Origin of the sequence: Candidatus Cardinium hertigii (assembly GCF_050864855.1) — a bacterium.
In the GTDB taxonomy this organism is placed as follows: domain Bacteria; phylum Bacteroidota; class Bacteroidia; order Cytophagales; family Amoebophilaceae; genus Cardinium; species Cardinium hertigii_C.
This window is the reverse complement of the sequence record NZ_JBOZWW010000058.1, coordinates 78,987-101,066: the sequence shown is the minus strand read 5'-3', so window position 1 is coordinate 101,066 and position 22,080 is coordinate 78,987. Positions and strand designations below refer to the sequence as shown.

The 22,080-nt window shown below is 39.6% G+C and carries 16 protein-coding genes; 5 read left to right on the top strand and 11 right to left on the bottom strand.

Features of this window, described 5'->3' with window-relative positions:
* Positions 1–164: 164 nt before the first annotated feature.
* Positions 165–1,160, bottom strand: a complete 996-nt coding sequence (gene mltG, locus ACRRVB_RS03870; protein WP_432466663.1) for an endolytic transglycosylase MltG — start codon at positions 1,158–1,160, stop codon at positions 165–167.
* Positions 1,161–1,289: 129 nt separating this feature from the next.
* The gene (locus tag ACRRVB_RS03865) at positions 1,290–2,408 is read right to left on the bottom strand and encodes an HD domain-containing protein (protein WP_432466662.1); all 1,119 of its coding nucleotides are present in this window, start codon (positions 2,406–2,408) and stop codon (positions 1,290–1,292) included.
* Between the two features lie 419 nt (positions 2,409–2,827).
* Here ACRRVB_RS03865 and rsmH point away from each other — a divergent pair, with 419 nt between their 5' ends.
* From rsmH to ACRRVB_RS03840, 5 genes are all read left to right on the top strand, one after another.
* Positions 2,828–3,751, top strand: coding sequence for a 16S rRNA (cytosine(1402)-N(4))-methyltransferase RsmH (gene rsmH, locus ACRRVB_RS03860; RefSeq protein ID WP_432466661.1), 924 nt, complete (start codon positions 2,828–2,830; stop codon positions 3,749–3,751).
* Positions 3,752–3,755: 4 nt separating this feature from the next.
* Positions 3,756–4,532 carry a ZIP family metal transporter gene (locus tag ACRRVB_RS03855; protein ID WP_432466660.1) on the top strand — a complete coding sequence of 259 codons (777 nt, stop codon included), beginning with the start codon at positions 3,756–3,758 and terminating at the stop codon, positions 4,530–4,532.
* A 58-nt stretch (positions 4,533–4,590) separates the two neighbouring features.
* Positions 4,591–6,591: an NAD-dependent DNA ligase LigA gene (ligA, locus tag ACRRVB_RS03850; protein WP_432466659.1), complete on the top strand. Its 2,001-nt coding sequence runs from the start codon at positions 4,591–4,593 to the stop codon at positions 6,589–6,591.
* Positions 6,588–7,142: a DUF6913 domain-containing protein gene (locus ACRRVB_RS03845; RefSeq protein WP_432466658.1), complete on the top strand. Its 555-nt coding sequence runs from the start codon at positions 6,588–6,590 to the stop codon at positions 7,140–7,142. The genes ligA and ACRRVB_RS03845 overlap by 4 nt, the downstream gene beginning before the upstream one ends.
* 67 nt (positions 7,143–7,209) lie before the next feature.
* Complete coding sequence (locus ACRRVB_RS03840; protein ID WP_432466657.1) at positions 7,210–8,334, top strand: cysteine desulfurase family protein; 1,125 nt, start codon at positions 7,210–7,212, stop codon at positions 8,332–8,334.
* A gap of 29 nt (positions 8,335–8,363) precedes the next feature.
* Here the strand turns inward: ACRRVB_RS03840 and ACRRVB_RS03835 are convergent, their stop codons facing one another.
* The 9 genes from ACRRVB_RS03835 to ACRRVB_RS03795 form a co-directional block, all read right to left on the bottom strand.
* Entirely contained in the window at positions 8,364–11,897 is a 3,534-nt protein-coding gene (locus ACRRVB_RS03835) for a sodium:solute symporter family transporter (protein WP_432466656.1), read from the bottom strand.
* Positions 11,898–12,020: 123 nt separating this feature from the next.
* Positions 12,021–12,638, bottom strand: a complete 618-nt coding sequence (locus ACRRVB_RS03830) for a ComEA family DNA-binding protein (protein ID WP_432466655.1) — start codon at positions 12,636–12,638, stop codon at positions 12,021–12,023.
* Positions 12,586–13,656, bottom strand: a complete 1,071-nt coding sequence (locus tag ACRRVB_RS03825; protein WP_432466654.1) for an RluA family pseudouridine synthase — start codon at positions 13,654–13,656, stop codon at positions 12,586–12,588. The genes ACRRVB_RS03830 and ACRRVB_RS03825 overlap by 53 nt, the downstream gene beginning before the upstream one ends.
* 45 nt (positions 13,657–13,701) lie before the next feature.
* Positions 13,702–14,115 (bottom strand): hypothetical protein, encoded by a 414-nt coding sequence (locus tag ACRRVB_RS03820; protein ID WP_432466653.1) that lies wholly within the window; start codon positions 14,113–14,115, stop codon positions 13,702–13,704.
* A gap of 125 nt (positions 14,116–14,240) precedes the next feature.
* Positions 14,241–14,756 carry a hypothetical protein gene (locus tag ACRRVB_RS03815; RefSeq protein ID WP_432466652.1) on the bottom strand — a complete coding sequence of 172 codons (516 nt, stop codon included), beginning with the start codon at positions 14,754–14,756 and terminating at the stop codon, positions 14,241–14,243.
* Between the two features lie 191 nt (positions 14,757–14,947).
* A complete protein-coding gene (gene infB / locus ACRRVB_RS03810; protein WP_432466651.1) occupies positions 14,948–17,716 on the bottom strand; it encodes a translation initiation factor IF-2 in 2,769 nt (922 codons plus the stop codon).
* 35 nt (positions 17,717–17,751) lie between these two features.
* The gene (nusA, locus tag ACRRVB_RS03805) at positions 17,752–18,993 is read right to left on the bottom strand and encodes a transcription termination factor NusA (protein WP_432466650.1); all 1,242 of its coding nucleotides are present in this window, start codon (positions 18,991–18,993) and stop codon (positions 17,752–17,754) included.
* Positions 18,994–19,339: 346 nt separating this feature from the next.
* A complete protein-coding gene (locus ACRRVB_RS03800; protein ID WP_432466649.1) occupies positions 19,340–20,515 on the bottom strand; it encodes an FtsW/RodA/SpoVE family cell cycle protein in 1,176 nt (391 codons plus the stop codon).
* A gap of 31 nt (positions 20,516–20,546) precedes the next feature.
* The gene (locus ACRRVB_RS03795) at positions 20,547–22,052 is read right to left on the bottom strand and encodes an Npt1/Npt2 family nucleotide transporter (protein ID WP_432466648.1); all 1,506 of its coding nucleotides are present in this window, start codon (positions 22,050–22,052) and stop codon (positions 20,547–20,549) included.
* Positions 22,053–22,080 lie beyond the last annotated feature (28 nt).

The window sequence follows — 22,080 nt, the reverse complement described above, 5'->3', positions numbered from 1 at the left end:
ATATAAAATGTGCCATATATGCGGGTCTGTAGTTAATCTATTAGATTTAGCTATAAACCCGCGCTATATGCGGTATCTGTTGGAATATAGAATGGTTCTGTAAACCTGCAAACTGCTTCTTGCTATAGAAGCCGAACAGATATAGACGATGTTGCTACTTGGCTTTAACGCATAATTTTTAGCTTATTCAGTGCTTTGCTATATTTATTAGCGTTTTTTAAATGTTCTCTATAAGAACGGGCAAAATAATGCAAGCCTGAAAAATCTTCTTTTGCTGAAAAGAAAAGGTAATCATGTGGTATATAATTCAATACGGCGTCAATCATTGCTACGTTAGGCAAACCAATAGGTCCAGGTGGCAACCCTTTTCTACGATAGGAATTATAGGGAGAATCGATATAGGTATCCTGTTGTAAGACTCTTTTAATACTGCATTGCTTTTCTTTTAGCGCATAGACAAGCATTGGACAAGATTGAAGGGGCATATGGCGTTTGAGTCTATTTAAATAGACGCCTGCAATCTTAGCAGCTTCTTGTGGGTCGTTTGTTTCTGCTTGAACGATAGAGGCTAAAATAGAAACTTCTATTGGAGATAAGCCTATTTTTTTCGCTTGATTCAGACGTATTGTATCCCAAAAACGTTGGTAAACCAGATGGATTTTTGATAGCAACTGTTCTGCTGTAATGGTCCAGTATACTTCGTAGGTATCTGGAATAAACATAGTTAATACATTTTCTGGCGTAAAGCCATAGACTGATAACTTTTCTGCATCATGTAGCAGTGCTGATAGTGGTTCCTTGGTGATCCCTATAGGACGGACCAGCTGATCTATTAAGGAAGCTTTATTGGCCGCAGTAGAAAAAGTAAGCTTAACGGGATGTTGCATGCCACCACGTAGCACTTTAATCATATGCCAATTGTCCATATTATCCATTATTCGGTATTGACCAGGCCTATGTTCAGGATAATACCTCAATAAGTAGGTTGCCCATAAAAAAGTGGTTCCATTTTTTATATATCCTTCATGTTCTAGTTTGCTTTTGAGTTGGTAACGGGTACATCCCTTTGGAATGATCAGCAACCGACTGGGTGCGTGTGTGTTAGGAAAGGCCAGTATTGCATATAAGCTAACGCAAATTAAAAACCCAATTCCAATCATGCATCGCCACTGTCGCTTTGTTTTGAACCAAAAAAGCGGGTAAACGAAAGAAAGATTTACCATAAATGGGGTGTTTTTTAATAAAATAGCTGGAAAATCAAATGGTATACACTTGTGGTTGATAGGTGATTATAGGTTGGTATACTTATATTTCCAGTGTGCTGCCTCACCATATTCTGCTATATAGTCCATGCGCTCTGTACGTATTTGTATCTCTAATTGCCCATATTTATAGGTTTCAAAGGTAAGGTGGAGTGACTCATATCTACTATCTCTTGGTATACTGATCCAATCCCGCATAATATTGCATATTGGTTTGTACAGATTACTAATAATACTAAGTATTTTCCAACAAGCTACTTTTTCTTCTTGCAATGTTTTACCATCCATATTGGTTAATATAATTCTAATAGCCGTAAGGTCATGGACTTGATCAAAATCAATTTTTAGTTTTTGAATTTTATGCCAAATAGAATAAACCGATTTAATCCGTTTTTTTATAATAAAATCAATACCGCGTTCTTTTACAGCTGCTTGCACTTCTTCAGCAACAAGATTTAATTTTTGCTGTCTTTTTATTTTAGTCATTCCAAGCTTGGCGGTAATGGCATAGTAACTCAATGTATCTGTATGTTTTAACCAAAAATCTGCCAACTTAGTTTGAATATCATATAACCGCATTCTATGCGATAATGGGATATAAAAATGTTTGAGCTCCAGTAGCAGTTGGGTGTTAGAAGGGACCAATTCTGTATCGACATTTTCAAATGTTATGCCACTACAATGTAGGTGCATAATGTCACAAATTTGTAGCAAAATGGCTAAAATATGGTGGCAATTTATGTCAGGATGATTCGGATAGTTACGAATGGTATCGTTGCGTAATCTGTAATCTTTTAACAGGGCCAATTCCTGTAGTATAGAAGCTGTTTTTAAACCAAAATGCTTTTCAACAGCTTCTTTTTCAATAAATTTTGTTAAAAAAGCTGGTGTTAAGAGGGCAACTATAACGGTAGGAAGATCTAAAAACATCTCTGTAGCAGCAATCATGGCTACTTGTAGCGAATCTTTTACACAACGTTTGGATATTGCTTTATCCATTTTTGTTTCAAACTGCTCTGCCCATTCATATGCTGCTTGAATGGTAGACCAAGCTTGTTGGGTATCATTTGGATCTTTGCTTACGGCTCTTGCAAGCTGATGTAAATCCCAATTATTTACATCAGGAATTTCATGTTTTTTTATCATTTGATACAATCAAAAAATTGTCAGGTTAACCCGATCTATAAGCTTATCTTTTCAAGATTAAGGTTTACCCTTAAAGTAAATTTTCTGTTCTTAAAGTTACGAAGTTATCCTTCCAAGCGCAAAAAATAAACACTTATAGCAATAGTAACTTTTCAAAACGAATGCATACAATATATATGTATTATTACAAAATAATTACTAAAATTGCAAAAAAACACTTTTGCTCAGATTCTTTGATCTAATATAGATTTACCTGTTCTACAAGATGTACTCAAAATTTATTTAGGTTGCAATGTTTTATACGGGTCTAATGTATATGTTCATAACCACTAAGATGTCCTGTACTAGTTTATTTGTATTTAAAAATGCGCTAAATATTTTATTTTTGTAAAACATTTAAAGTTTACAATTTTTGATATATGGTTACAACTGTTTCAGAGCCCTATCATATACCAGTCATGCCAGATCAGGTGGTGCAGGGCTTGTCTATAGTACCAACAGGCCACTATGCTGACCTTACTTTTGGAGGAGGAGGCCATGCGAAAAGAATAGTCGAATCCCTATCTAGTGGCCATTTATTTGCCTTTGATAAGGACCCAGCAGCTGCTAAAATGGCCCAATCGTTTGCTGGTAAACCTTTAACTTTTATTAGGGCATCGTTTCGTTTTGTGAAGGAGTTTATAAATTTTTACGGTATTGCACAACTAGATGGTATCTTAGCAGATTTAGGCACTTCTTCTTACCAAATAGATACGCCAGAACGTGGTTTTTCTACTCGTTTTGATGGTACACTGGATATGAGAATGGATCCAAATGCTCTTTATTCGGCTCAGCATATAGTCAATAGCTATACAGTAGAACAATTGGCTGATGTATTGAATGGTTATGGGGAAATAGTAGGCGCGATGGCCGTTGCTGAAGCTATTATACAGGCACGCAAGCGTGCACCCATTCTAACGACCCATCAGTTAAGAACTATTCTTGAACCATTCGCGCCTAAAATAAAAGTAAATCAGTATCTTGCAAGGGTGTTTCAAGCCATTCGTATTGAAGTAAATAATGAGCTTGTTGCATTAGAGGAACTACTAAAGCGTAGTGTTGAATGTATTAAACCGAAAGGGCGTTTGGCCATTATTGCCTATCATTCTTTAGAGGATCGATTGGTTAAGAACTTTTTTAATACAGGTAATGTATGGGGCAAGATAGAACAGGATGGGTATGGCAATCTATTGCGTCCTTTTGTTCCGCTACAAAAAAAACCTTTTATGCCCTCTATAGAGGAGGTAAATAGAAACAATCGTGCGCGAAGCGCACGGTTACGGATAGCGGTACGTGTGGCATAACGTTATGCAACGAATCGATATCCACGGTCTTTTTAACCATCATGGATTGATAATGATTATCGAGTTTTTTGCACTTTTTTTTTCCGCATTACTAGGTGGCCTTTTGGTGGTTACACAGTGTTCGATGCGGGTTTTACCATGCTTGCTAACTTTTTCGGGAGGGTACTTATTGGCCAATACTTTCTTGCATTTAATGCCTGAGCTTTTTCTGTCTAAGGTAGTGCCTCTGTATGTAGGAGGGTGTATGATGATTGGATTTTTTTTGCAGCGTTTTATTGAAACCTTTACCGCTGGTGTGGAGCATGGCCATTCTATGGCCCCAACTTCAGGCCATGCTTGCCTAAAGGATTATAAAATGTTTTCGTTTTTAACTTCTATTGCATTGCATGCGCTATTAGATGGTACCCTTTTAGCCCATGGTCACCCTGGCCATGCTGCCCAAAAAGGGCTTTTATTCGGTATGATGCTCCATAAGTTTCTGGAGGCTTTTGCTTTAACCAGTGTGTTGCGTGGTTTTAACCTATCTATTAGACGCATGCTACGTTATTTGGTGCTATTTGCTTTGGCTTCTCCAGTAGGGTTGTGGCTGAGTAGCTATGCCCATCATTATATTTCTGATGGAGGTAGTGTTGTATTATCTGCTATTGTAACCGGTAATTTTTTGTACATTTCAGCTACTATGCTTTTTGAAGCGAGTCCCAATCATCATTCGAACCAGTTTACTTTATGGGTTAGTGTACTTGGGGCTGGATTGGCGGCATTGGTGGAATGTGTATTATAGTGGGTTGGTTGGGCGCTACAAAAAATAGGTTCAGTTTATAATATGGAGTGCATAGCCTATGAAACCATCTGATATCAGTAAGGAAATCAAACGTTTGGTAGATTTAATTGGGTACTACAATGAATGTTATTTTCAAAAGGGAATTTCTGAAATTTCTGATTATGCATATGACCAATTGTTGGAACAGTTGACGCGATTGGAGGAGGCCCATCCTCATTTAAAATGTTCTAACTCTCCCACTGAAGTAGTTGGAGAACAACCTTCCAAGGGTTTTGAAGTGGTGTACCACCAGACGCCTATGCGCTCTTTGGCTAAAACCTATTCAGAAATAGAGGTGATGCAATTTGTGGAAAGGGTAAAAAAAATGTTTCCAAATGAGACGGTAGATTTTGTATGCGAACCTAAAATAGATGGTGTAGCACTAAGCATCCTTTATGAAAAGGGCCGTTTGGTACGTGTGGTGACACGGGGCGATGGTGAAAAAGGTGATGATGTCACACGCCATGTGGCCCAATGTTTGCCCTTACCCCAAAACATTCGAGGTGTGCCATCTGATCCATTTGAGGTGCGTGGCGAAGCCTTTATGTCTAAGGCAGTTTTTAAAGCGTTAAATCGTGCACGCAAGGCAAAAGGTGAGCCTTTGTGGGCCAATCCCCGTAATATTACAGCTGGTACCTTAAAGGCATTGGATGTAGAGGGGGTGAAAGATCGTCAGTTGGCATTTTATGGGTATGGTTTGTATGGGTCATCCTATACTTGTCCTACGCAACAAGCGGCCTTGGCGGTACTGGCTGCCTTGGGTTTTTCTGTGCCACCTACCTATAAGGTATGTCGCAATGGTATGGAAATAATGGAGTATGTCCGTTATTGTGCGTGGCATAAAAAAGATTTACCAGTTGAGGTCGATGGAATCGTGATCAAGGTAAATACGTTGGATCAACAAGATAGAATGGGTACAACTGCCAAATCGCCACGTTGGGCCATTGCCTATAAATATCAACCAGAAAGTGCATCCTCTATCTTAGAAGGGGTAACTTTTCAGCTAGGCAGAACGGGAATAGTGACGCCAGTTGCCCATTTTACTCCAGTTCCATTGGCAGGCACCATGGTCCGTCGTGCTTCTTTGTACAATGCAGATGCGTTGGCTAGACTTGATCTTTGTTTGGGCGATACGGTTTTTATTGAAAAAGGTGGGGAAATTATTCCCAAGGTTGTGGGAGTAGATAGGGCCCGTCGCCATAGGGATGGTCAACCTATTCGTTTTATCTCTTCTTGCCCTGCTTGTGGGACATTACTCCACCGGGCAGCAGGAGTTGTTGCCTACTACTGTCCCAATAAGCAGCACTGTTTGCCCCAGTTAAAGGGTACTTTACTCCATTTTGCCCATCGGAAAGCGATGGATATTGATACCTTGGGCCCTAAAACAGTTGATGCTTTATTGGAGGCCAAATTGGTCCAAACGGCAGCAGATTTGTATACATTGCCTTATGATGCGGTCAATGGCTTAGAGGGCTTTCAAACGCTATCCACGCAAAAATTATTGGCTCATATTCAAGCCTCCAAAACAAGACCTTTTGATCGGGTATTGTTTGCCTTGGGTATTCAGCATGTAGGAGAAACGGTAGCCAGGAAATTAGCACTACACTTTAGGTCTATGGAGCGGTTGCAAGAGGCTACCGAAGAGGAGCTATTGCAGCTACCAGATATTGGAGAGAAGATTGTGCAGAGTATACTGGGTTACCTCCAGGATCCTTACCAACAAACCATGCTTCATGCGCTTCAAGCTGCGGGGGTGCAGTTTGCGCTGCCGGAGCCTGTGGATACTTTGTTGCCATTTGCTTCAAAAAACTTTGTTATATCGGGTACTTTTCAAAAATTTACAAGGGAAGAATGTACTAAATTAATAGAAGAAGCAGGAGGGAGGGTATTGCCTGCTGTTTCTACTAAGGTGGATTATTTCGTAGCAGGCACTAAAGTTGGTCCATCCAAGTTGGCGAAGGCCATGGAATGGGGCATTCCCATTTTGGAGGAAGTTGAGTTTATAAAGATGATGGCATGATGCATTTATACTTACGTGCAAAGCTTTTTATTTTAGCCGTTGTGACCCGTTTGGCCGCAAAAAATAAGACGGTGGCGCGCAGCAATGTGGGGTTGAAGCAAGCAACCACTATAGGCGTATTGTATAGTTATGAAAGTCCTGCCAAGCATGAGGTGGTACAACGTTTTATTCGAGATTTAAAAAATTTGGATAAGCAAGTCAGTGTGCTTTGTTACACTACACATAAAGACCGTATCCATACCAGTAGCCATTTGCGCTATGCTTTTGACCATCATGCCATTACTATTTTAGGGAAGGCAAAAAGTGACCGCATACAAAAGTTTATAAAAAGTTCTTTTGATTATTTGTTTTACTTAGATTTGACGGTCCATCCCGTCTTGGCATCTATTCTAGTCCACCATCATGCCAAATGCCGTGTGGGTCATTTTGATTCTATGTGCAGGAATTTCTTTGAAGTAATGGTCAAAGTAAATCGAACCACTCCGATCGAAGACATCAAAAGATTGGCCAGTCAGATGTTGCACTATACGGGATGTATGGAAGGGCAATGATAAAGTTACCCGAGGATGATAGAAAGTACCATTCGTTTACTGACCCACCTGGCTTATATACTTTATTATGGATATCTACTTAGATCATGCCGCTACTACGCCATTAGATCCAGCCGTATTGGATAGCATGCTGCCTTATATGGCCCATTTTTGTGGCAATCCTTCTTCTGTACATCGTTATGGCTGCCGTGCGAAAGCAGCAATTGAAAAAGCTAGAAAAAAAATAGCCTCCTTATTCGATGTGACACCTTCTGAAATCTTCTTTACCTCTGGTGGTACAGAGGGGAACAATATGCTCTTAAGGGGTGTTATAGAGGCGATGCAAATTGCCCATGTGTTGACTGCTCCCTTAGAGCATCTTTCGGTTCGGATGCCTCTAGAAACCTTGGCCAGACAGGGTAAGATTACCTTATCCTATGTCCAGGTAGACCAAGACGGGGGCTTTAGCTTGGATGAAGTAGCCCAATGGTTAAAAGACCATCCCCATGCTTTGGTCAGCTTTATGCGGGTCAATCATGAAATAGGTAATCTAACAGACGTCGTAGCCATCGGACAGCTTTGTAAGGCATATGGGGCCTATTTTCATTCTGATACCATTCAAAGCATCTATTGCGGCCTTGCTGACTTCCAGTCTTGCCACCTTGCCCTTGGTTCTGCCCATAAAATACATGGACCCAAAGGGATTGGCTTTGTCTATATAGATGCTACAGTATCCGTTGCACCACTGATTACGGGAGGGGGGCAAGAGTTAAATATGCGTGGAGGGACTGAAAATGTGGCTTATATTGTTGGCATGGCCAAAGCATTGGAAATGGCTTTTGCGCATAAAACAAAAGTAGTAGCACATTTATTGGCTATTAAACAGTATATGATCGAGTTATTGAAAACAGATATGCCTGATGTAACCTTTAATGGACAGAGTGCAAGCTTAACCCAAAGCAGTCCCAACCTATTAAATATTTCATTGCCTGACTCGGACGGGCGCGATATGGTGGTCTATCATTTAGATATTCATGGGATAGCTGCTTCTACAGGCAGTGCTTGTACAAGTGGTAGTGCTATAGGTTCGGCGGTTGTAGCGGCTTTGAAAAAAGAAAACAACCATGCGATACGTTTCTCTTTTAGTAAAAATACTACTTTTTCAGAAGTTAAAAAAACAGTTGATTTGCTCAAGCAGCTTTATATAAAGTAAGGTAGTATGAGAAAGGTGGGGGGGATGTACTAACCAACTGTATCGTTGTTTTTTTCCAATGGGTAGTTGGCACAAATGGCTAATGCGGCTTTGGCCGCTTCTTCTAAGGCTGCGCCTATCTCTGGGTTTAGGTATTTATTGGCTACTTGGACATCTATGGCTAGTGTTTCTTGTGCCATATGGTGTACCTCTGGTAGATGGACATAGCCGGCTGCATGGCGCAAATCATAGAGCCGTTCGGCTAGTTTGATAAACAGAACAGAAAGCTGTACATGTTCTTCCTTCACAGCTTCTTGCAAGCGGTTTTGTACATAAAGCAAAGAAGGATCGTCTAATGCTTGTCGTTTGTCTGTATTGACTACATTCCATACAAAGGCATACACCCCTAAATTATAATGTTCCTTTATGTATGAAAGGGGCAAGCAGGTATGGCGTACCAGCTCATAGAGCAAAGAGGCATAAATCACTTTAGGAGAGTGAAAAGCCCATTCTACCACGAGTGTAGCAATCCCTACTGCCCGTACATAAAACAATTGCCCTGAGGCATGCCGCTTACTGCCAAAGCGTTGCCGCATTAGTAGCAGCAACCCTGAAAGGGTGACTAGATCGATCGGATCATTTTCATAAGCAGATTTGCAGACATAGTCATGGAATTGCATCAAAACCATCATGGAATCAGCCTGCTCCTTAGGGGAGACAGGGCCTTCTGCCGCTAAAGCATCTATAGGTAGCCCAGCCGTTATGTGATGCAGTATTTCAGTAACATCAGTAGGCAATATCAGCAGAATAGTTGGTGGTTTTCTATCCATAGAAACTTCTGCGTAACCATGGTGGGCACTTACAATAGTCGATATAGTAGCCTCCTGCAGGTCTATCGATGGCGGACGTTGCTGCTGCGTTTGAGGTCGTATACAGTCTATCCTATCATCATAGCATTTTTTTACCTTCGGAAGCGCTTCAGAAGGGGTGGCTGCTTCGCTTATTACCCAGCCAGTAGCTTGAAAAAGAATCGATAGTGGGCAATGGCTTTCAATACCATCTGCTTGCTTAAATTGCAAAGCGGTAGGCTGCAGTTGTAGGCGGATAATCGGGGCCTTAGCTAGGCTACCCACCCGTAAAACAGCCTGAATCAATAAGTAAACTACTTGGTTGACATCACATATGATATCAGGGCACAATGGCCCATGCGTGCCATTTATTTTTTCTACCAGTAGCCTAGGCGGGTTGGACATCTCTTGGGACAACGCAAATTCTACTTTATGGATCAGTTGGTCTATACTAATTTTAGTAGGCTGAAGCAGTGCATGCCTTTTTGCCTTTTCTCTTCTATTAAAATAGGCTACCCAATCATACAGCTTATGGATAATACTTTGAAAATCTTGCTTGTAAAGGGGCATGTTTTGGTCTAAGAAAGAGATAGATTCTTCCATTTTGTGCACCACTTGCGCTAGAATAGCGCCATAGCCCTTGCACCCGCCAGCTGAAGCAGCTGGTACTATGGCTGCATCATATAAAGAAGCTTTTAGTTTTTCCGCTTCTTTAAGCTTTTCTCTATTTTCAAGATAAAGAATTTTAGTTGCAGAACAATTTAATCTGACTTTAAAGTAAATAATCATGGCAAATATGAATAGTATCGCTACACATAGTGGAAGTAGGGGAACTAATTCGGGTAAAAAGTATTGAATAGACATGGAGAGCATTAATAATCCGGTCCCTGCTACCACTTTTGTCCCTAGGTAGAGGGGTAAGGTCCATAAAATAATCGCGCAATGGGTCAAAGATAAGGATGCCGTAAAAATCGGGTCTAATGAATACCAACAGTTCCAAAGCAAATCTAACGGTAAAAGAATCGTTAGGACGATAAGTGCACCTAGGCCAATCAACCAGTTGGGCAGTGCTTTGCTAAAGAAAGTTTTAGAAGCTATAACAAAGGCACCTATACAAACTTGGCTTATTGCCCAAGAGATGCCAGTTGGTTCATAAAACCAATAATCCATAATAGAAGTAACTATGATATATAATCCTATTAATCGTAGGGTAGTATCACCAGGAGCCAATTTACCCAAAGTTATTTTTCTATTGGCCCACGCCATTTTAATCGCTGCTCTTCGTTCCGCACGCTTACGCTCCTGCGCTTGGCGCATCTGCCGAAATTCGTCATCTGGTTTAGACCAACCCGCCCCTTCTGGTTGTATCAGTAGATAATGGGCCGCTAGCATCGCCAAGCCATTGGCCAACATAGCAACAAAAGAACCATCCATCCCTGTAGCAGGTGCAACCCACTTGTTCCAGGCTAAAATAGTGAAGAGACCGGTAGCCATACCGATTAAAGCGGTACGCGAAGTACCCCGGAAACCAAAAACGGCTAATATAAAAGGTGCTGTTCCTATAGGTACAGCACAATCAATACCCCAATACATTAATTTTAACAGATCTTTACAGTGAAAAGCTAGGAGCATAGCCAATAAACCTACTACTAATGTAGTCCGTCTAGCTATTTTAAGTCGATATGCGTCAGGGAATTTTTTTCCTTTTTGTAGACTTTGCATGATATCATGACTCACCATAATAGAAGAAGCATTTAATCCAGAATCCGCTGTAGACATCGTCATAGAAAGTAAACTAATCGCAAGAAATCCTTTAAATAAGGAAGGAATATGGGTAGTTATATATTCCCAAATATTTTCTTTTGCTAAATCAGGTGCTCCTACAAAAACAAATAGACCAGTTAGTACTATGAAAAAAGTTATAATAAAATTAAAAAGTATTGCATAGGAAAAAACTTTTCGAGCTTGAATGGGACTAGAAGTCATATAGACCCGTTGTATAAGGTCAGGCTGCATAAATGATATCAGAGCAGACATAAGCAGTAGCACCATTCCCACTAGCTGGATATTAAACTGAAATAAGTTGCTAAATTGGAACTTAGGTTGGTCTTGTAGTATAGGAACAATTTCAGTAATTGGTTTGCCTATTTGTATAAACATAAACCAGGCTAGAAGAGGAATAATAACGGAAAAAGTTATAAACTGCAATACATCTGTATAGGTAATGGCCCGAACCCCCCCAAATGTAGAATAAAAAATAAGGAGTACAGTGGAAAGAATAGTAATGATCCGAGGGTCAATCGATCCCAAAGACATATTAATCGCTTGAGACATTACGTTAATTTGCAAAGTAATACCAATTATACAAGTACAGATACCAACCAAAGCAGCTATAATCCTTGGATAGGTACCATAAATACTACCTATCGTTTCTGTCATAGAGAAGTGTTGCATAAATGGTCCCATGCGCAAAGCTAACTTACTAATAATCCAGAATCCAAAACTATTCAATGTAATAAGGACTATCCAGTATAAGCCAAGAATATGAGTACACTCTACAGTACGAATTAATGCTCCCCCCCCAAATGACGTAGCCAATACGGTAGCGACCAAAGTAGCCGTACCAAATTGTTTATTCCCCACCGCATATTCCCGAAAAGTAGTTTTTTTTCTACTAAAATAGACACCCATTAGAAAGGTTAATCCCAAAAAAGCTGCCACTATATATAACGGCATATTAAAGTATATCATAAGATCAAGCCGTTAAAGAGTTAATAAATAGGCATAGCAGTAGTGCTACGCTTTATAATACGCATTCTTACTTAGAAATCAAAAAGGGGGAGCTGTTGTAATGGGTGGCTAAAGGGAGAGATAGGGCATTATTTTTTTCCCCCAATCTGGATGGTAGCCGGGTAGGTTTTGAATGGCACGCAAGGTAGTAAATTTTCCTTTGCGTTTTCTGTAATCTATAATGGCTTGGGCCATAGCGTATGAAATATAGGGATGGGCAGCCAAGCGCTTAAAGGTTGCCTGGTTTAAGGATATTTTTTTAGGTGGATGTCCTTTTCGTATGGTGGTGTGCTGCATCAGTTTGGTGCGCAGATGGCCAGATAGGCCATATACTTCTTTGTATTGGTCAAAGGAAACAAATCCGCCCAATTTGTCTCTATAGCGTAGGATTCTAAGGGCAAGTGGTTGGGGCATCCCTTCTATGGCTAGCAATGGTTCTGCTGTAGCGCTGTTTATATCGAATGGGACCAATCTATTGCTATTGGCTTGCAATAAAGCCAGCTGTTTGTCCAGTAAGGCGGTGTCTGCACAATGGTCTGGTCTATAGGTCCATCTGTAGTATAGCTGTACTACTTTAGGGGCGATAACGGCCACTAGCATAAAGGTTACTATAGCTAGTAAGCTATTGCTTTCCCTATTGGAAAAGTGAAAGGCTTTTTTGATCGACTGTTTTATCTTGCGCAACATGGTCCATACGAGCGGTGTTGTATTTTTCCCATTTCTCTATGAGTTTAACAAAATTTTCTGGTAAAGGCGCTTCAAAGAAGAGGGGTCTGCCCGTAACTGGGTGGTTAAAGCCCAATAGGGCTGCATGGAGTGGCTGATAAGGCATGATTTTAAAGCAGTTGCGTATAAAGGCCTTGTAGGAAGCATAGCGTTGTCCCTTAACAATTACATCACCGCCATATTTGGAATCACCGAAGAGGGGGTGGCCGATCTGTTGCATATGGACGCGGATCTGATGGGTACGTCCTGTTTCTAATCTACAGGCTACAAGGGCAACTTGGTGGAGGGGCTTGATGACCTGATAATGGGTAACGGCTCTTTTCCCTTGTTGGGCATCGGGAAAAGCTACGATTTTTTGATGGTGGCGAGGACTTTTCCCAATATTTAAATCGATGGTGCCGCATCTATTTTCAGGGGTGCCCCAAACCAATGTATGGTAGATCCGTTTGACCGTATGGTTGTAAAATTGACGGGACAAATGGGCCAAACTCTCTGCTGTTTTGGCAACTACCAGTAGACCAGAGGTATCTTTATCAATCCGATGTACCAAGCCCGGCCGGGTAGGCATATCGTCTTTTAAAGGTAAATTTTTATAGCGATGGAGCAATGCATGGGCCAGCGTTCCGGTTTGATGGGCGGTATCTGGATGGACTACCATCTGGGCCGGTTTGTGGACAACCAGTAGGTGGTCATCTTCATATACGATATCCAATGGTATCGCTTCTGGAGTTAGGTTAGTTGCCTCCGTGGCGGTAGGTATATGGGCTACGATGGCATCTTTAGGCTGAACCTTATAGTTGGATTTAATCGGCTGATTGTTAATGGAAACCCATTCTTTTGCAATGGCTGACTGAACTTTATGGCGGCTTATATGTAAAGCGTCTGATAGAAATTTATCTATACGCAGGTTGCAATTTTCGTTTGTAACGGTAATCAAATGTGGCTTTAAAAGCCCTTGAGATAGACTGTATGGTTTCATGTATAAATATAAAAACGGCTTAGTGCAATCTGCTATAAGATAAGCTCACCTTATATAGTCGTTTCGTTTCATAAGTGCATCCATTAGCAATCCATTTTTAAATAGTTTTCGTTTGCCGACCAAATGGGCTTTTCGATTCCCCATTACACTGGGAGTAGGTTTGGATGCGCTAGGATGCGCGGCTGCTTCTTGTGGCAAAGGTGGCGCTTGAGGCTTTCTGTAGCCCATTGGCTTGGAGTTGGTAGAAGAGATGGCTTGATGCGCTACCTCCTTCTCTTTCTCCTCTTCATTCTCTTCATCATAATCATATTCATATTGATATTCATAATCACAATCGTTTTCTTTATGGGAAGTTTCATGATCTGAATGCTTCCGATCGTTATAGCGTCGGATACCCCAAAGGATGAAAATTATAAGAATTTTAAAGCCTGCTTTAGATAGAAATGTATAAAAATCCATTGGTTGACCTTACAAATAAACAAAAATGTATTTCGTGCTGTACTGGATCAATTTACTACAAAAAAGGTAATATATGTTTTTTTGATCAAGCAAAAAGTAGTCTATACATCCCTTAATATATCAGATTATGTTATAAAACATTTTCGTTTCATAAGTTCATGCATCAGTAATGCACTTCTAAATAATTTTTGTTTGCTTATCAAGGAAGCTTTTTTTGCCTGTATTATGGGATAGTATCCTTGATTCTGTTGCCATTTTTGCTCCGATTCTTGAAAAGAAAGGATTGCTTTAGCAGGTTGCTTGGCTACTTTATTTTTCTTTAAGGTAGTAGAAACGGAATGATTATTTACTATTTTAGCTTTTTGTACAGAAAGTATCGTGTTATGCGAAGTGGCTTTTAACCGATGTGGCTTCTTAGCCCATGTGCTACAGTTGGGTATACCGTTAGGCGATGATGAACCAGTATTGGACGCAGTCGCTTTGCATAAGGTCGTAATGAGGTTATAAACAGCTAAGCAAATATCTTTACATAAAGGATATAGAATATAGATTTTATGAATAACTGGTCCTATAAGGCCAATAGTAATAAGCATACCCATAAAAATCAATACTATAGTACCTTTAGTTTCATTAGAAATCATGTTATCTTTTTTCTAGATGAAGTATATGTCTGCTTGGAATGCCCCAGAATGCGAATCTATTAAAGATAGGTTTAACTGTCGAATGCAGGCGAATAGACATAAAAATTTATGCAACCATTTGGCAATGGTTAAAAATAGAAAATAGGAGATTATCCCTTGTATTCAACTAAAAAGTAGCGTTAAAGCGTCCACTAAAGCTGTCGTTTAATTTCTTTTCGCTCAAAACCCTCTATAATATCTCCTACTTCAATTGCGTCAAAATTTTTAATATGTATACCACATTCAGAGACAGATTTTACCTGTTTGATTTCTTCTAGTCCATGCTTTATAGTCTGAATGGGACCTGTAAATACCACTTCTTCTTTCCGAATGACACGTATGGGGTTAGATTGTTTGATAAAACCTGTTTGAACCTGACAGCCTGCAATATTACCAATTTTTGAAAAAGTAAAGATTTTTTTAACTTCTGCTCGACCGGTAGGTACTTCTTCGATAGTAGGTGCCAAAAGTCCCTGTACCGCATTGCGTACATCATCTATAACACTATAAATAATGGAATAGTGTTTAATCTCTACCCCTTCTCTTTCAGCCAATTTTTTAGCTTGTGCAGATGGTTTAATATGAAAAGCAATGATAATAGCTTCAGAAGCAGCAGCAAGGAGCACGTCAGACTCTGAGACGGCTCCTACACACTTGTGTACAATATTGACGCCTACTTCTTCATGGGATAGACTCAGCAATGCATCTGCCAATGCTTCAATAGAACCATCCATATCCCCTTTAATGATAATATTAAGTTCCTTGAAGTTGCCTACGGCTAAACGACGTCCAATTTCATCTAGGGTAAGTTGCGATTTTGTGCGCAATGCCTGCTCGCGCAACAGCTGTTGCTTTTTTTGTGCCAATTCTCCTACTTCTTTTACACTACCCATTACACGAAAGGTATCGCCTGCTCTGGGGGGGCCATTTAATCCCAATATTTGCACCGCTGTAGCAGGAGGCGCTATTTTTTGCGCTATGTTTTGGTGGTTTAACATCGCTTTTACCTTTCCATAGTAGACACCGGCTAGGATAATATCGCCTATCCGTAAGGTGCCATCTTGTACAATGCCAGTTGATACGTACCCCCTACCAGGATCTAAGAAAGACTCAATAATCGTCCCTTTGGCCTTTTTAGAGGGTGTTGCTTCTAGGTTTAAGAGAGAAGCTTCGAGCAGAATTTTTTCCAGCAGTTCGTTGACGCCTTGCCCTGTTTTAGCCGATATCTCTTGGCATTGGTATTTTCCACCCCAATCCTCCACTAAGATGTTGAGCGTGGCCAAATCTTTTTTAACCTTTTCTGAGTTGGCTTGCGGTTTATCCATTTTATTGATGGCAATAATAATGGGACAACCTGCTACTTGTGCGTGGCTAATAGACTCTTTCGTCTGGTTCATAATGCTGTCATCTGCAGCGACCACAATTACAATAATATCGGTTACCTGTGCGCCCCTGGTACGCATAGCTGTGAAAGCTTCATGGCCGGGTGTATCTAAAAAGACAATCTTTTTCTTTTGATCGGTCTTAATAGCATAGGCTCCAATGTGCTGGGTAATACCGCCAGCTTCTTTTGCAGCTATTTTTGTAGTACGGATATAATCTAATAATGAAGTTTTGCCATGGTCTACGTGTCCCATAATGGTTACAATAGGTGGACGTTCTACCAGTGGACCACTGGCTTCTTCTATATCTTGGTAGACCTCTTCTTCTTGTATGGCCACAAATTCTACACTGTAGCCAAACTCATCCGCAACTACAGTGATGGCTTCTGCATCCAGACGTTGGTTGATCGATATAATCATACCTAAAGACATACAGGTAGAAAGTACTTCATTTACCGTAGTGTCCATAAAAGAGGCCAGTTCACTAGCTGAAATAAATTCTGTGATTTTTAAAATTTTTTCTGCTGTTTTTTCTTGACTTTGACGTTTTTCTTCAGCTTTTAGATGGGCGCTACGTTTGTCTTTTTTATATTTAGAGCGGGTCGCATCGCCGGTCCCTTGGTTTAATTTTGCTAAAGTTCTTTTGATTTGACTTTCTATTTCTTGGGAGGATACCCCTTCTTGTTCTTTTGGGCCTAATCTTGTTTTAAGATCTTTTTCTTTGCGAAAACCATTCGAGTTTGTATTAAAATTAGATAATCCTGTTTTTTTACCATGTATAGACCTAGGTGCAGCGGGGCCATCTATAGGCTTTTTGAACCTATTGTGTGGTTTGGTGCCCCCTGTTTTAGATGCACCGATGCCCCCGCTGGATTTTTGGGGTAGTGGACCGGTGCTCTGGTGGTGCCTTCTAAAAGTAGATTCAGGTAGCGTCATTTTACCTACGATAGAGGGCCTTTTAAGGGGTTCTGAAAAAGATATTTTATCTGGCTTAACAGGGGCTGGTTTGGCTGTTTCTTCTAAATAAGGTGGCTGGGTATTGGCCTCCGTTGTTACGGAAGGAGGAGGTATTGCTCCAGTGTCAGACGGAGTAGAAGGAACCATAGAAGGGACTTTAGCTTTCGTTTTTTCAGTAGTCAAGTCAATTTTTCCAACTGTTTTTAAACCAGGTAAAACGGGAATAGAAGCTTCATAATGAGCAGGTGGAGTAGGGGGCGTTTGTGCACCTTCTTTCACTTTTACTGGTGTGGCTCCTTTTTGTAGAAGTGGTTCTTTACTTTTTGTCCCATCATGCTTATCAGATGGGGCAACAATGTTTAGGTAGGTTTTACCAATGGTTACATGTGCAGCTTCTTCTTTATCCATACCAGCTGAGACAAATTCAGTAGCCAATAGGTTAAATTGTTCGATCGTTATTTTAGCGTTGGGCTTGTTATCTACTACAAATCCTTTTTGAGCTAAAAAAGACGCAAGCGTCTCTGTTCCTACATTTAATTTTCGAGCCACTTGGCTGAGTCGCATGTTTTTTTCTTGATTCATAGGTTGTATTACGCTACCTAGCGGATGTATTTAGGTTAACGATTGAGCGCTTGATCTAATATGGCATAGATTTCGTCTATTGTTTCTTGTTCTAAATCTATACGTTCCTCAAGGGTTGTTTTGGATAAAGTTAAAACGCTTCTAGCGGAGTCTAAACCAACTTTATGCAGTTCTTCCAAAATCCAAGGTTCAATGGCATCATTAAACGCAGAAAGTGGCATATCATGTTGTTCTAAATCGCTGGCCACATCCCTATACACATCTAGTTCTTTGCCAATTAGCCGACTGGCTAGTTTAATATTTTGGCCTCCTTTGCCAATGGCTAGTGCTACTTGATTGGGATCCAAGTAGACAGAAATCCTATCATTGCTTGATTCAATTCGATTGATACATGCAGGACTGAGGGCACGTGTAATATACAATTCTAAATTATCAGTATAATTAATAATATCAATATTTTCATACTGCACTTCTTTGACAATGCCGTGTATACGAGATCCTTTGATACCTACACAAGCGCCTACTGGATCGATTCTGTCGTCGAAAGTTTCAACGGCTACTTTTGCACGAGCACCGGGATCTCGTACAATTTTTTTTATGGCAATAAGCCCATCCTGGATTTCAGGAATCTCATTTTCAAATAACTTTTCTAGAAAAATAGGTGATGTCCTAGAAAGTATCACACGAGGTATTGCATTATGAATCCCTACTTTGGAGATAACTGCACGAACATGTTCTCCTTTTTTAAACTGATCCTTAGGTATTTGTTCTGATTTTGGTAAAAAAAGTTCATTGCTTTCGTCATCTAATAAAATGATTTCCCTACTCAAAATTTGATTTACTTCAGCTGTAATTAAGCAACCCACTAGTTGTTCATATTTATTATAGAGGGATTCTTTTTCCAGTTCTCGAACTTTTTGTACCAGCATTTGCTTAGCAGTCATAATCAGCCTTCTGCCAAAATCGGAAATTTTAATTTCCTCAGATAGTTCTTCTCCTAGTTCAAAATCGGCCTCTATTTTTCTAGCCTCTGAAAGGGGTATTTTATCAGGGGCGCATCGATCTGCTCCATCATCTGCTACTACTTCACGAAAACGCCATATCTGGAGATCTCCTTTGTCAAGGTTGATAATTATATCAAAATTATCACTATTCCCAAATTTGCTAACCATAACTGCACGCAATACATCTTCTAAAATACGTATGACGGTGGGGCGATCAATATTTTTAGATTTGGCAAATTCTGCAAATGACTCTACTAATTTATTATTATCCATGTGTCACTAAACATAAGCACGTATCAAGGTAAAACAGGCAGAAAAAGCAGCATAAACCACCGCTCTGCAACATAAATTGCTTTACCAGGGCTAAAACTAGGTTACGCGTTTTACTTTTTTATTAAAGGTTATTATAATGTACGCTGGGAATTAAAAATAATAAATTTATATTACTGTAACTAAAAATCTAATCCTAAATAGATGGCATGTAGGATGGCTACACAACAAAATTACATTTTTTTAACATAATGCCAGTTTACAGCGGTAAGATTGAACCCCACACAATATACAAAAAAATATCTCTAAACCATTTTACCTTCTCTTAGAAATAGTAAAATAGACTAAGCTATCCATTGCGTCCATTTTTTTTATATCTATTATAACGAATACCGGCCACTTCTTTTTGTAAATGTATCAGTTCTGTATCGATGACGCCTTGACCAATGCTTAATAGAATGCCCAATGCAATACCTGTAAATAAAACAGAAGTCCCACCCATACTCACAAATGGTAAAGGAAGGCCTGTAACAGGGCCGAGACCTACAGCAATGGACATATTCAATAAAGCTTGAAATACAATTAAAAGACTTATACCTGTAGCTAAAATTCCCCCATAATAACTAGAAGCTGTAGGCAGCAAAGCAATCGATCTATATAGTAAAAGCAAATAGAGCGCTGTGACAAATATACCGCCTATAAGACCATACTCTTCGATTAAGATGGCATAAATAAAGTCGGAATAGGGGTGGGGTAAGAAGTTGCGTTGGGTGCTGTTACCGGGTCCTTTGCCCAAAAGTCCACCTGTTGCAATAGCAATGTAAGATTGTTCAGCTTGAAAAGAGACATTACCTTTGATAAATCCCTCTATTCTTTTGAGGGCTGTCCCCCCACGTTGACCCCATATTAATGCGCCGCTTGCAACGAATATACCAGTAAGTACAATAATGAGTAAATATTTAATAGGGATTCTACCAATAAACATAAGGGTCAAGCAGGTGGCAAATAATAGAATGGCACAAGAAAAATTGGTTAAAGCAATTAATCCACTAATAAGGCCCGACCAGATTAACATAGGCAAACAGGCAGATCTAAAGCAAGTAATATTTTTTTGTTGCTTGGCTAGCATATGGGCGATCCGTATGATAAGGGAAAGTTGTGCTAGGTCGGATGGTTGAAAAGATTTATTAATAAAAGGGATATTTAGCCAACGAGAAGCTTCATTTAATTTTAGTCCATATTGCCAGGTTACCAACAAGAGTGGAATAGACATCCAAAGGGCAACTTTAGCGATAGCGGCATAGTAGCGGTAATCAATCCGATGGCTTAACCACATAGAAGCCAATCCGCCACCTATAAGCAGCGCCTGCCTGATCAAATAATATTCAGTATTGTGATGCATTTGTCTATAGGCTAGAGAACTAGAAGCGCTATAAACGGCTAAAATACTCAAGTGAGAGAATATAAAAGCAATCCCCCATATAATGGGATCTCCTTTTAGTTTTGCTTTAATCAACTGCTTCATAGGTAGTGGACTATATCCTATTTATATGCACTTAGTTAAAAGTAGGGTAATCGGATTTTTTTATGAGTCTATGGTATTTTTTTGACAGTATGGCTACTGCTGCAATCCAAATGATGCAAATTAAGATAAATACTACCATTGAAAATGGTGCCAGTTGATTGGGTTGTGCCGTAGCAAAAATAGTATAAGCAATGACTTGTACAATCGCACCTACAGATTTTCCTATTTTCCCACCTAATATATCCACTGCTGCTTTGCCTTTTGTAGCCATCTCACGGTCTAATGGGATGTATACCATCTCTTTGGTTGCATCAAATAAAGCGTATTTAGTTCCTTTGGCTAATACGTTTTGTAGACCACCGATCGCTATAATAATGGTTAAAGTGGATATACCCATTATAGCCTCTGGTAAAAAATTCAAATGCGTCGCTATTATAAAAAGGAAAAAAAAGCTGCCCACTGCCAGTGTTGTAATAGGTGTAACCAGTGCCGCACCTAGCCAACTTAGCTTCCGAATCATTGTATTGCCCAAGCAAGAACAAGTGAGGGTACAAATGCCTGTCCAGAATAAGACTTTTCCTTGATAAGTAATAAAATTTGTAGGATCTTTTTTATAAAAAAGACTGGTTTCATAGTGCCAGAGTCCTTCTATTAAATGCACAACTGTGGAGTAAGAAATCATCAATACACAGATTAAGCCAAGGTATTTAGACTTGGAAACTAGTTTAAAACTTTCATACAGACCCAGCTGTAGTTTGGTCTGTATGTGAACGGCTTTACCATAGATGATATGCTTTTCAATATACTTGTGTATAAATAAGATAAAGAGACACAAGAGCATAATCATCACCATAAGGGCAGCTATTTTTAGCTCTATTGCTGTTTTACGTACCCCTAGAAAGGGCAATAGAAAATGATCACTACGAGAAAAGTAAACCATAACACTGCTGGAAATAAGTAGATTAGCTTGTCCAACTAAGTTCCAAAAAAAGTAAAATCGGTTTGCTTCTTCTGTTTTAGTTATGGCATTGGCCAGTTGCCAATATAATAAGGTAAAAACAATCATAGGCCAAAGTTCACCCATTACATAGAAAAGTACCAATGTCCATTTCCCCCACATCATAAAAAACCATTTAAAGTGGGGATGGAGCTTAATACAACCATCTACCATACAAGGATCAGGATGTAATAGTCCTTGATAAGGGAATAAAAAAAAGCCGAATAAGATGAAAAAAAAGAGAAAAAAAAGTACAATGCCTCTAAAGATCTTTTCTGTGGTTGTCTTATTACATAAGAGGGTATAGATCACTACAAATACAACCCCTGCGGGCATTTCAATAAATAATTTGATAAAACTCAATACCTCTGCGCCTATTAAGGTAACGACAAGACTATCTTTTATGCCACGAATTAAATTTTGATTCAGTAGAATAAGAAACATTAAGATCGCCATAGAAAAAAATTTTTTTAGCGTACTGTTCTTAACAGGCCAGTGGGTAGCATAGGAATTTTTTAATAGGGCGATTACTTGTTTCATATTGATTTTTAGATTATTAAGTGTATCT

What these genes read in the sequence shown, in the direction of transcription:
- mltG (WP_432466663.1), bottom strand. Translation starts at nt 1,160, where the DNA reads ATGATTGGAATTGGGTTTTTAATTTGCGTTAGCTTATATGCAATACTG.
- ACRRVB_RS03865 (WP_432466662.1), bottom strand. Translation starts at nt 2,408, where the DNA reads ATGATAAAAAAACATGAAATTCCTGATGTAAATAATTGGGATTTACAT.
- rsmH (WP_432466661.1), top strand. Translation starts at nt 2,828, where the DNA reads ATGGTTACAACTGTTTCAGAGCCCTATCATATACCAGTCATGCCAGAT.
- ACRRVB_RS03855 (WP_432466660.1), top strand. Translation starts at nt 3,756, where the DNA reads ATGCAACGAATCGATATCCACGGTCTTTTTAACCATCATGGATTGATA.
- ligA (WP_432466659.1), top strand. Translation starts at nt 4,591, where the DNA reads ATGAAACCATCTGATATCAGTAAGGAAATCAAACGTTTGGTAGATTTA.
- ACRRVB_RS03845 (WP_432466658.1), top strand. Translation starts at nt 6,588, where the DNA reads ATGATGCATTTATACTTACGTGCAAAGCTTTTTATTTTAGCCGTTGTG.
- ACRRVB_RS03840 (WP_432466657.1), top strand. Translation starts at nt 7,210, where the DNA reads ATGGATATCTACTTAGATCATGCCGCTACTACGCCATTAGATCCAGCC.
- ACRRVB_RS03835 (WP_432466656.1), bottom strand. Translation starts at nt 11,897, where the DNA reads ATGCCGTTATATATAGTGGCAGCTTTTTTGGGATTAACCTTTCTAATG.
- ACRRVB_RS03830 (WP_432466655.1), bottom strand. Translation starts at nt 12,638, where the DNA reads ATGTTGCGCAAGATAAAACAGTCGATCAAAAAAGCCTTTCACTTTTCC.
- ACRRVB_RS03825 (WP_432466654.1), bottom strand. Translation starts at nt 13,656, where the DNA reads ATGAAACCATACAGTCTATCTCAAGGGCTTTTAAAGCCACATTTGATT.
- ACRRVB_RS03820 (WP_432466653.1), bottom strand. Translation starts at nt 14,115, where the DNA reads ATGGATTTTTATACATTTCTATCTAAAGCAGGCTTTAAAATTCTTATA.
- ACRRVB_RS03815 (WP_432466652.1), bottom strand. Translation starts at nt 14,756, where the DNA reads ATGATTTCTAATGAAACTAAAGGTACTATAGTATTGATTTTTATGGGT.
- infB (WP_432466651.1), bottom strand. Translation starts at nt 17,716, where the DNA reads ATGAATCAAGAAAAAAACATGCGACTCAGCCAAGTGGCTCGAAAATTA.
- nusA (WP_432466650.1), bottom strand. Translation starts at nt 18,993, where the DNA reads ATGGATAATAATAAATTAGTAGAGTCATTTGCAGAATTTGCCAAATCT.
- ACRRVB_RS03800 (WP_432466649.1), bottom strand. Translation starts at nt 20,515, where the DNA reads ATGAAGCAGTTGATTAAAGCAAAACTAAAAGGAGATCCCATTATATGG.
- ACRRVB_RS03795 (WP_432466648.1), bottom strand. Translation starts at nt 22,052, where the DNA reads ATGAAACAAGTAATCGCCCTATTAAAAAATTCCTATGCTACCCACTGG.